This is a genomic window from Novosphingobium sp. MBES04 (genome assembly GCF_000813185.1).
Taxonomy (GTDB): domain Bacteria; phylum Pseudomonadota; class Alphaproteobacteria; order Sphingomonadales; family Sphingomonadaceae; genus Novosphingobium; species Novosphingobium decolorationis.
This window is the reverse complement of record NZ_DF850488.1, coordinates 1,278,494-1,289,367: the sequence shown is the minus strand read 5'-3', so window position 1 is coordinate 1,289,367 and position 10,874 is coordinate 1,278,494. Positions and strand designations below refer to the sequence as shown.

Below are 10,874 nucleotides of genomic sequence, written 5' to 3'. Positions count from 1 at the left end.
AAAAGGTTGGCGCTGGCCTGAACCTTGAGGCCTTCAGGAAGGGGCAGTGCCAGATCGAACTGGCCACCGGCACTCGTACGGCTTCCCGCGTTTATATATGTGTAGACGCTGTTTCCGGCGTTGTTGACCGAGTAGCTCTCGTTCCACAACTGACTTGTCTCGCGCAGATAGAGAGTGGCGCTCGCTTCGATCTTGCCTGGGCGGAACTGAACGCCCAGCTCATAGGAATCAATGCTCTGGTCCTTGAGTTCCGAATTGCCTTCAAAGACCGTGTTGACGTCCTTCACCGCACTGTAGGGGGCCAGGTAGTCGAGAGGAACGCGCTCGATGCGCTTGCTGTAGCTGGCCTGCAGCTGGAGGGTCTTGCTGGCCTTGTAATTGGCATGAAAACTCGGAAAGAGCTCGGTCCTGTCGAGCCGAAGCGGCTCGTCGCCGGGGCTCGTGATCCGGCGCAGGTTGGTCTCCGCGCGCAGACCAGGTGCCAGTGTCAGGCGCCCCAGGGCCTGTTGGAACGTCGCGTAGGCCGCCACAGTGCTGCTGCGCGCTTCGTAGGTAGCCCGGGTGTCCGCTCCCAGCGAAGCGGCATCGTTGCTGGTGAAGGCATAGTCCTGGGAAATGCCGTCGACGTGCCAGGACGTGCCGGTCGAGAGGATCTGCCCTGTGGCCATGGGATGCTTCCAGTCGAGCTTGGCATCGATGGAGTAGGCGGGATGCTTCAAATCAATCGCGTACCTTCGTCCGTCGCTGAACCGCGCCTGCGTCATGTCATGGAGCTGGGTGCTCTTGAAGAACTGCACGCTCGCATTCACCGCCTCGCCTTTGGTGGTCCCGGCATGGGCGAGACTGAGCTGGCCATCGAGAAATGCGCCGTAGCTGTCGAGGCGGGTGTGCTGCGAAAACGGCGCGAAATCGGGCGTTATCGCCGAGAAGTCCAGCCTGTTGACTGTGACGTCGTGGCCGCCGCCGCCGCGAAGTTGCCCGGAAAGGCTCGTCTTCGCATCGAGATCGTAAGTCACCTTGGCCGTGACGCGTCCGTCTGTTCCATCATAGGTGGCAAGGCCATCCTCGCGGTTGGCCGTGGCCTGAGCGCCTTCCTCGGGACGGACACTTCGCGTGTCGTGATGGGTACGGCGCAACCGGCGCCCGATATTGCCAGAGGCCTTGATCTGGTAAGTCCAGTCCGCGTGTCTGTAATTCAGCGTGGTGTCGAGAAGACCCAAGCCCCAGCTGCTCGCCTCGTAACTCGCGTTGCCCGAGAGACCTTCCTCCTGCGTCTTGCGCAAGACCAGATTGATCACGCCGCCTGCGCCTTCGGCCGAGAACTGCGCGGACGGGTTGGTGATCACCTCGATCCGCGCAATGTCACTTCCGTGCAGCGAGCGCAGGAACTGACGGATGTCACCGAGAAACGGACGTCCATCGACATAGATCGTGGTCACCCCGGCGCCGAGCACGAGAAGACTGTCGTCCGGCGTCACGGTTACGGCAGGCAGCCCCCGCAGGAGCTGAAGGGCATTCTTTTGCACGGACTGGGCCGTCTCGCGCACTTCATATGTTCGCCTGTCCATATCGAGCGCATTGTCCATGCGCTTGCCGATCACTTCGATAATGTCGGAAGATGTGTCCGCAGGAGCAACGTGGGCAGTAGGGGGTTGATCCGCGGCTTGTTGCATCCAGCTTTCCTTGACAGCAGGCGGCAGGGTGCCTTCCCGTCCACACCTTCGCAATCAACAAATTATTGATTAGTATAAACAATGCTTGGAATTGGGAGGTTCCTACCAGGCAGCTCCCGCCCCTTCTCGGGCGCTCAGCTGCAGAATTTCCGTTCCCAGGTGCGGTTGCGGTGCCTGTATCGGCGCTTGTCGCATTTGACGGGCAACGAGCGGGATTTGCGGCATGCTTGAGGGTGGCTTGCGGATAGCGGTCACCCCTGAGCTTTTGTCGACGCATCAGCAGGACGTCGTCGGCGCAGTACGATAGCGACCTTGGTATGCCGACCGTTGGCATGGACTTTGAATTCACCCTCATGCCTTTGGACGATGGCCGCGACGAGGGTCAGGCCTAGCCCATGGCCGGGCAGGTCGCTCGCAGCCGCTCCCCGAAAAAACCGCTCGGTCACCTGTTCCGCCTCGGCGGCCAGCAGTGGCAAGCCTTCATTGGCGATTTCCAGACGTGCGCGATCTTCCTCTTCAATCAGTAGGATGCCGATCATGCTACCGCTAAGGCTATATTTGACGGCATTGTCGAGCAGGTTGCTAATTGCCTGAAACAGCAGATCGCGGTCTGCCGAAAGCGACAGGGTAGCTGGCCCTTCGACGGAGATTTTCAGATCCCGCAACGCAGCTGCCGGTTCGTATAACTCAACTGCGTCGCGTACAATTGCGGCAAGATCGACCGTTGCAAAACCGGAATCATGACGCCCGCCTTCGATCCGTGCGATACGCAAGGTGGCATTGATAATCGCTTGCAGGCGAGCCAGCTCCTCGCGCGCCTCTCCCATTACGCTGGTTTCGTCTGGGCTTCATCTGCGGTCGCATCGTCCAAAACAGCAAGGACGCGCGACAGCGGAGTTCTCAGTTCGTGGGCGATATTGTCAGATACGCGCCTCACCGATTCAAACAGTGCCTCGTTCTGCTCGAGCATCAGGTTCAGGGTATGGCTGAGCCGGTCAAAGTCGTCGCCGCTGCCATGGACTGGAACCCGCGCGGCCAATCGCCCCCCCATCACGCGACGGGCAGCGGCCGAAATGACCTCAATCCGGTGGCCAATCGCTCGGCTCATCAGATATCCACCCGACACGGCCAGCAACAGGACCAAAGCGATCAAGACAGGGAATGTGGCGAGCAGCACCTCCTGGCGATCCTCCACAACCTCAGCATCGCGGCCCACGATCAGGCGAGTCCCATCGGGAAACTGGCGTTCGCGCGACAAAGCGCTGAAATCGATCTCACCTCCTTCATGATAGACATCGGCCTCGATCGAGTAGAAGCCGGACTGCACGTGGCTGGGCCAGCTGGGCAGATTAGTTGTAAGAACAGACCCGTCCGCCGCGATCAGGGCATGAAAGGCGCGGTCCACGCCTGACGTTGGCTTGGCGCGTGCTTCGAGCCGCTTGGCCAGTTCGCGCATGCCCTCTTCGGCATAGACCGTTTCCATTTCGGCCAGTTCGGCACTGACCTGCTTACGTACCACACCAAGCGGGCGGGACACGGCCAGCCAGAAAAAGGCGGCGAACAGCACCGCCAGCGAACCGCAAAACAGCGCCGCATAGGTCACAGCCAACCGGAAGGAGAGAGATCGGAACAAGCTCTTCATCAAGGGTTGATCATATATCCGGCGCCGCGGACTGTCTGTATCGGCGAGGCTCGTCCTTCAATCTCCAGCTTCTTGCGCAAATTGCTGATATGCTGGTCGATGATGTTGGTCTGGGGATCGAAATTGTAATCCCAGACACGCTCCAGCAACATGGAACGGGTGACTACACGCCCCACATTGCGGACCAACTCGACCAATAAGCCAAATTCGCGGGAGGTCAGTTCGATGCGCTGGCCAGCGCGCCGCACGATGCGGGCCAATGTGTCGATTTCGATATCGGCATGGTGCAGAAACCCACTCTCGACAACAGGTGCCTTTCGGCGCGCCAGCACATCCACCCTTGCCAGCAATTCCGACATCGCAAAGGGCTTGGGCAGGTAATCGTCGCCACCCGCACGCAGCCCTTTAACTCGTTCATCTACATCCCCTAGCGCGCTGATCAGCAAGACGGGGGTTTCGTCGTCGGTGGCACGCAACGCGGCAAGAATCTTCATTCCGTCCACGTGCGGTAGCATCCGATCAAGAACGATGACGTCATAGCTTTCAGAGCTGACCTGCATGAGCCCATGCCGGCCGTCGCGGCAGCGAGTAACGACATGCCCGCTTTGGCGAAGCCCGTTTGCGACATGCGCGGCCAGCGCATCGTCATCCTCGATCAACAATATCTGCATGCGGCCCTGCACTCCGATCCATCGCCTTGCCCGCCGTACTGCGTTTATCACAAATCGTGACGATAGAACTTGCGCTCCCGATGGTCGAGACGCGGCTGTGCGTCGGACATGGGCAAAATCAAATGTAGCGTCCATGCCCCACTCATGAGGTGGTGCAAGATGCCAAGGCATGACTGCAGCCTATCCTAATCGGCGCATAGCCCAGTGACTGCGACTGCGACTGCGACAGTGCATGTGCCGGCGATCGGCGGTTCCCATCAGTTCCTCCATTTTCTGCCAGTCGCGTTCGAGCTGGAGCAATCAAGGCAGTGCAAAGTACGGATCTTTGCACCGACGTCCGACGATGCGGACGGCATCGCGGCATTGGCCGACAAGCTGGCCATGCCGCTGCCTGAGATCGTGATCATGAAGATGCCAGGTACTCTGCAGGCTATGTTGCCGCCTGCGGCGCAGAAAACCGCGAAACTGTTGCTGGCGGCAAACCGCATCCGCGATTGCGATGCCATCCTGTGCGCAGAGCGGACGAGCACGATCCTCAAGCGACTACCCGGCCACTGTCCTCCCCTGTTCCATATTCCACATGGGGCCGGCGATCGCGCCGTGGGTTTTGAAGACCGGTTCCGTCATTTCGACAAGGTCTTTGTGGCAGGGGCTAAGGACCGTGAGCGACTGATTGCCGGAGGACGCTGCACGCCGGAAAGGTGTGTGATCGGGGGGCCTGTAAAACTGGCGGCATCGATGCGGGCCGGCTTGAGGCCTCAGCCGCTGTTTCCCGATGACAGGCCTGTCATTCTCTACAACCCGCATTTTCATCGCCGCATGGGTTCGGGCCCTATCATGGCGCGCCGACTGGTGAATGCAGTCTGCGCATCGGATCGCTACAACCTTGTGATTGCACCGCATATTCGCATGGCACGGCACTGGAGCGATGCCCGAAAGCAGGCTTGGCAGGCACTCGCCGTGAAGGACCGCGTGCTTGTCGATCTGGGGTCGGAGCGGTCGGTGGACATGAGCTACACAATGGCGGCCGACCTCTACGTCGGCGATGTCAGCAGCCAGATCTACGAGTATCTGCTTCGCCCGCGGCCGTGCTTGTTCATGAACAGCCACGATGCCGCATGGCAGGGCAATCCTGATTATGCGATGTGGGACTTCGGCCCGGTGATCGAGCCCGACGATGATCTGGAGAGGGCGATCCGGCATGCGTTTGAAAGCTGGCCCGCCTATCGTGCTGTGCAGGTAGAACGTACCGAGGCCGCCTTTGACGGAATCGTACGAGATGAGGCAGGCAATGCAGGCTTTGCAGGGGCGGAGCCGTGCCAGCGCATCGCCCACATGATCACCCATTATCTGAGCAATGCAGAACCGGTGAGGGCAAGCCGGGAAGGACGAACGGCGCGATCTCATTGGGTCACGCCGGGCCATGATCGGGATTACACAGCAAAGGCTGCTCCAGGCGCATCACTTTAGCGCCAGCAGTGGCCGCTTTCCCGTGTTCATCGTGTAAGAGCGGGTATGTGGCCGTCTTCCGCTACCGGCCTAAGTTCCTTTTCAAGCTTCACCAAGTTTGTGCAGCGGCCTGCCCCAGGCACACTCTGGACAAGAGGCGGGGCTGCCGATATCCAGCGCGGCGACGGTGCCTCGGGAAACCGGGGTGAAAAGGGAAGCCGGTTCCAATCCGGCGCTGTGCCCGCAACTGTGCGCGGTGAGCCTCGCGTCGAGCCACTGGATCACTTCGGATCCGGGAAGGTGACGCGGACAGGGCTAAGACCCGCAAGCCAGGAGACCTGCCGTCGCCGTCGTCCATGCACTCGACCGGGACCAGTCGCAGGCATCGGAAGGTTCCGCCGTGACGACACCGTAGTTGGCTTGCCCGTGCGATCCTGTTCGGGATTGCGCGGGGGGGAAAGGTGTGTGTCGTTGCGCAAGGGTCTTGTCGCCGTGCTGCTGTTGGCAGTCGGATTGTTCGCCGTCTGGATGATCGCCGGGCCGGGTCTGGACCCAAGGCGCGAGCTGTTCGGGCTCATCTCCGCCCGCAACTCGCAGGTCGCGGCGGACGCGGCCAAGGCGCTGGTCGAGGCCGATCCGGGCACGCGTATCGTCCTGCGCACGCCCGAACAGGCGCGCGCCTTGTCCGACGACGAGATGGCCGGGCTCATGCAGGACGCCGACGGGATTCTCCTGGCCGGCGTCTTCGGGGACGACGCCGCGCGGGTGGCGCGGATCGTCAAGGCGCGCGGGCTCGACGTCCCGGTGCACGGCGTGAGCGTTTCGAGCGACCTTTCGTCGGCCCTCCTTGAGCGGATGGCGCACCGGACAGGATCGCCCAAAGCGGCCCGTGCGCTCCATGCCAAGGCGGAAAGCTACTGGCAGGCCCGCGGCACCGAAAACCTTGTGAACTTGTTCGCATGGCTGTTGGGCGACGCTGCCGAACGCAGGGCCGTGCCTGCACCACGGCCAATCCCTCCGATCCGCTTTGGCGCGCGCCAGGGCGCGAAGGACGCGCCGCTGGTTGTCGTCCTCGATTACGAGACCGGCGACCAGGCGGGGGACCGCGACACGCACAAGGAACTGTGCAAGGCCGTGGTTGCCAGGCACCTTGCCTGCCAGTCGCTGTTTGCGGACTGGGGAGCGCCGACCGCCGACGCGCTTGAGCAGCTCAAGGCGCGCCATCCTGCCGCGCTCGTGACACTGGCCGATTTCGCGCTGGGCGGCTCGGAGCGCGAGCGCGCCACCGCCGCGCTCGCGAGTCTGGGCGTTCCGGTCCTCAAGGCGATCCGCAGCGACAAGATGGGTGAGAGCGAATGGCGCTCCAGCGCCGAGGGTCTCCCCTCGAAAAGTGTCTACTACCGTATCGCCATGCCCGAACTGTCGGGCGCGAGCCAGCCCGCGGTACTGGCGCTCGCGGCGGCACCCCGGATCGATCCTCTCACCGGGATCGAGATCCGCCTGAGCCGCCCCGTCGCCCCTGAAATCGACGCGGTGGCCCGGCGGCTGGAGGGCTGGGTGCGCCTGCAGAGCAAGTCCAATGCCGCCAAGCACGTGGCGATCATCTATTACAACCACCCTCCCGGACGCCATAATATCGGGGCCGACAATCTCGACGTGCCCGCCTCGCTGCTCGAGATCCTGCGCCGCTTGAAGGCCGAGGGCTATACCACCGGCCCCTTGCCGCAGAGCCCCGACCTGCTCCTTCGCCAGTTGCAAGATCGCGGCATCAACCTGCCCGGCGACCCAGAGGCGCTGCGCCGGATGGGCAAGACCTCCGCGCTGCACCTCTCGCTCGCGGACTACCGCCACTTCTTCCAGGCTCTGCCCGATCGTATCCGTGACGAGATGGTGGGCGGTCCTCTGTCCGCGCTGGCCGTGGACGTGCGCGAAGCGATCCGGGATCAGCGACCCGAGGCGGCGAGCGAGGCCGTCGACCGGGTCCTCAAGGATCTCGACTTCGTGATCGAGGGCACCCCCGGGGAGCGTGGGCGCAAGGCCAAACGTCTCTCCACGGACTTGCGCGCTGCCTATGACCGCTACATCGCGGGCGAGCACGATGTGCGTGAAACACAGACGCTCACCCGCGCCTTGCAGGCGCTCGCGATAGAGGGTGTGGCAGGCTGGGGCCCGGCGCCCGGCAAAGTGATGAGCGTCGACGGCGGCTTCGTGCTGCCCGCGCTCCGGTTCGGCAACGTGCTGATCGGCCCCCAGCCCCCGCGCGGTTGGGAAACCGAGGAAGCGCTGCTGCACGCCAACCGCAGCGTGCCCCCGCCCCACCAGTACCTCGCCTATTACGAAGCGCTGCGCCGCAACTTCGGGCCGGACGCGATCATTCATCTGGGACGGCACTCGACCTACGAGTTTCTGCCCGGTGCCCAGACAGGTCTCGCGCGCGAGAGCTATTCGCGGCTTGTCGCAGGCGATGTCCCGGGGCTCTATCCCTATATTGTCGATGGTGTGGGCGAAGGGCTCCAGGCCAAGCGCCGGGGGCTGGCCGTCGTCATCGATCACCTTACTCCGCCGCTGGCCGCGACGCCGCTCTATGATGACCTGCTCGGACTGCGCCAGCTGGTCGAGAGCTACGAAAGCAGCGACAGTTCCTCCGACGGCGAGATGGCGCGGCACCGCGCGCTCGAGCGTATTCGGGCGAGCGTGCGCAAGCTGGGCATGGACAGCGCCATCGTCGCCGAGATCCGCGAGGAACGCGGGGATGACAGCGTTGCTTTCGAGCACATCGACGCCGAGCTTCTTGTCCACGAAACCGGGCACATGCTGACCCGGATGCAGGAGGACTTCATGCCGATGGGGCTCCACGTCTTCGGACGCCCCTGGAGCGACACGGCCGTAGACACGATGCTCCAATCCATGGGGGACCGCGAGGCCGAAGCGGCCCTGCGCGCCTCTCCAAAGGCCGAGATGGACGCTCTTCTCGCCGGGCTCGACGGGCGTTTCGTGGTTCCCGGGCCGGGCAACGATCCGCTGCGCTCGCCGCAGAGCCTGCCAACGGGACGCAACTTCTACGGCATCGATTCCAGCCTGGTCCCCGACCGCATCGCCTGGGATGTCGGCGCCGCCATGGCGCGCAGGCCCGCTCCCGCAAAAGGCGGCCGCGCGGTCGTGCTGTGGGCCTCGGACACGGTGCGCGACGGCGGTGTTACCATGGCCTTTGGCCTGTCGCTGCTGCGCATCGAGCCGGTCTGGAACAGCCGGGGAATCCTGACCGGACTGAAGCGGCGTCCCGCAAGCCGGAACGCCCCGCGCGAGGAGGTGACATTCGTGACCTCGGGACTGTTCCGCGACCTTTATGGAGAGCAGCTCAAGTGGCTCGACAAGGCCAGCCTTCTCGCACTCGACGCGTCCTCGCGTACGATTGCGCACGCGCACCCCGAACTCGCGGACGCGCTTGAAAGCGCGCTGGCCCCGCTCGGTGAACTGCGCGCGCCGGGACGCGAGAGCCTGGCTGCAAACCACATCGCCGCCGCCTGGGTCAAGACCATGACCGAGGACGAGAGCGCGCCCACGCCCCAGCGCGCCCGCGCCGCCACGCTGCGCGTGTTCGGTCCGGCGTCCGGGGAATACGGTGCGGGCGTCAACCGGCTGGCCGAGCGCTCGGGGTCATGGTCGGATCGCAAGGCGGTGGCCCGGGTCTACCAGGGACGGATCGGCCACGCCTACGGTGTAGGCCTTGATGGACAAAGCCACGCGCCCGCCTTTCGCCAGCGACTTGCAGGGATCACGCAGACCTTCCTTGGCCGATCGAGCAACCTCTACGGACTGGTCGATAACAACGACGCCTTCGACTATCTGGGCGGTCTCAACCTTGCGGTGGAGCAGGCCAGCGGCAAGACCCCGGATGGCTATATCATCGACGCCAGCGATCCGAAGGCGCCCGACATGGCCCCGCTCAAGGTCGCGATCCTTACCGAGCTGCGCGCACGCCAGCTCAATCCGGCCTGGATCAAGTCGCTCATCCCGCACGGATATGCCGGTGCGCGCACGATGAACTTCGCCTTCTTCGAGAATCTGTGGGGCTGGGAAGTGACCGATCCCAATCTCGTGCCGGATGCCATCTGGGACGATGTCTACCAGACCTACGTGAAGGATCGCCACGGCGTCGGCGTCGAGAGCTTCCTCGACGAACCCGACAATCGCCCGGTCAAGGCCAACATGCTCGCGGTCATGCTGGTCGCCGCGCACAAGGGCTACTGGAAGGCCGACGACGCGACGGTGGCCGATCTCGCACACCGCTTCGTTACCACGATTGCGAAAGCCGGGCTTCCCGGCAGCGGGCACACCAGTCCCGATCATCCCATGTTCGGGTGGGTGCGCGCCAAGGTATCGCCGGTTGATGCCAAGGCGCTCGACGGCGTGCTCGCAAGGGCCCGCGGCGAAACCGCGTCGACCTCACAGACATCCCCCCCACCCCAAGAGATGCACGAGGTCCGCCCGCTCGACCGGCTTGCCGAAGCCGCCACCAGCGGCCCGGGCCTCGCGCTCCTGCTTGCCGTTCTTTTTGCCTTGTTCCTCACAGGCCTTGCCTGGAGCCGGAGATCGCCTCGATGACCACGTCGCTCGACCAGACCCTGCACGCGCTTGTCGGCCTTCTCTTGTGGCCGGTCATCGTCGCACTGCTGTTTCTTGCTTTCCTCGCGGTGCTCGACGCCGGGCTGGCACTGGGAGAGCGCGTGGGGGGCGCGGCGCGCCTTGCCAGGCTTAATCACGGCACCTTGGAAAACCTCGCCCGGCGACGTATCGCGCGATCCGATCTCCTGGCCAAGATCGGCCCAACGCTGGGCTTGATGGGAACCCTGATTCCGCTCGGCCCGGGCATTGCGGCGCTAGGCCGGGGCGACTTCATGGCGCTCTCGCAAGCGGTGACGACCGCGTTCGACACGACTATCGTGGGCCTTGCCGTGGGCCTTGCCGGCTACCTGACCGGACGCGTGCGCCGCCACGGCTTTGACCTTCTGCTGAGCCGGTTGGAACAGGAGGGGGCCACCCATGCGTGATTTCACGTCGTCGCGCTTTCCCGAAGAGGCCGATGCCGGACCGGACCTGCCCAACCTCGCGGATCTCATGCTGGTGTTCGCCACCGGCCTTATTGCCGCCCTGGCTGCGGCCAGCCAGCACGAGACGGCGCCCAGGCCCGTCGAAATGACGCAGGACACCTCCGCCAACACCCAGGGCCAGGTTGGCGACGGCCAGGGACTGGAAGCTGCAGGGCAAGTCTTCCGCGACCCTGCGACCGGCAAGCTCTACCTCGTCAGATAGCTTTGGTCTGCGACGCCTGTGCCGCTCAGGTGCCGTAGAACTCATGCCGGTTAGATAGGTGCTTTGAACGGCTTTGTTGCGCAAATGTTTGAGGGATTCGGTGCGTAGATCCAGGCAGAAGATCGT

8 protein-coding genes and 1 riboswitch are annotated in these 10,874 nt (G+C 63.6%); of the genes, 4 read left to right on the top strand and 4 right to left on the bottom strand.

Features of this window, described 5'->3' with window-relative positions; all coding sequences use genetic code 11:
* The 4 genes from MBENS4_RS05680 to MBENS4_RS05665 all read right to left on the bottom strand — a co-directional run.
* A partial coding sequence (locus MBENS4_RS05680; protein ID WP_084591967.1) for a TonB-dependent receptor occupies positions 1 to 1,673 on the bottom strand: 1,673 nt, incomplete at its 3' end.
* Positions 1,674 to 1,924: 251 nt separating this feature from the next.
* On the bottom strand, positions 1,925 to 2,500 hold the full coding sequence (locus tag MBENS4_RS05675) for a sensor histidine kinase (RefSeq protein WP_039389356.1): 576 nt from the start codon (positions 2,498 to 2,500) through the stop codon (positions 1,925 to 1,927).
* Entirely contained in the window at positions 2,500 to 3,315 is an 816-nt protein-coding gene (locus tag MBENS4_RS05670) for a HAMP domain-containing protein (RefSeq protein ID WP_084591966.1), read from the bottom strand. The genes MBENS4_RS05675 and MBENS4_RS05670 overlap by 1 nt, the downstream gene beginning before the upstream one ends.
* On the bottom strand, positions 3,315 to 3,986 hold the full coding sequence (locus MBENS4_RS05665) for a response regulator transcription factor (RefSeq protein ID WP_039389350.1): 672 nt from the start codon (positions 3,984 to 3,986) through the stop codon (positions 3,315 to 3,317). Before MBENS4_RS05665 ends, MBENS4_RS05670 begins: the two co-directional genes overlap by 1 nt.
* Positions 3,987 to 4,220: 234 nt before the next feature.
* Here MBENS4_RS05665 and MBENS4_RS23900 point away from each other — a divergent pair, with 234 nt between their 5' ends.
* The 4 genes from MBENS4_RS23900 (at position 4,221) to MBENS4_RS05645 (ending at position 10,748) form a co-directional block, all read left to right on the top strand.
* Complete coding sequence (locus tag MBENS4_RS23900) at positions 4,221 to 5,456, top strand: glycosyl transferase (protein WP_144400852.1); 1,236 nt, start codon at positions 4,221 to 4,223, stop codon at positions 5,454 to 5,456.
* A 147-nt stretch (positions 5,457 to 5,603) separates the two neighbouring features.
* Positions 5,604 to 5,795: riboswitch (cobalamin riboswitch) on the top strand.
* Positions 5,796 to 5,900: 105 nt separating this feature from the next.
* Positions 5,901 to 10,040, top strand: a complete 4,140-nt coding sequence (locus tag MBENS4_RS05655) for a cobaltochelatase subunit CobN (RefSeq protein ID WP_144400851.1) — start codon at positions 5,901 to 5,903, stop codon at positions 10,038 to 10,040.
* Positions 10,037 to 10,486 carry a MotA/TolQ/ExbB proton channel family protein gene (locus MBENS4_RS05650; protein WP_039389348.1) on the top strand — a complete coding sequence of 150 codons (450 nt, stop codon included), beginning with the start codon at positions 10,037 to 10,039 and terminating at the stop codon, positions 10,484 to 10,486. The genes MBENS4_RS05655 and MBENS4_RS05650 overlap by 4 nt, the downstream gene beginning before the upstream one ends.
* A complete protein-coding gene (locus MBENS4_RS05645; protein WP_039389347.1) occupies positions 10,479 to 10,748 on the top strand; it encodes a hypothetical protein in 270 nt (89 codons plus the stop codon). Before MBENS4_RS05650 ends, MBENS4_RS05645 begins: the two co-directional genes overlap by 8 nt.
* Positions 10,749 to 10,874 lie beyond the last annotated feature (126 nt).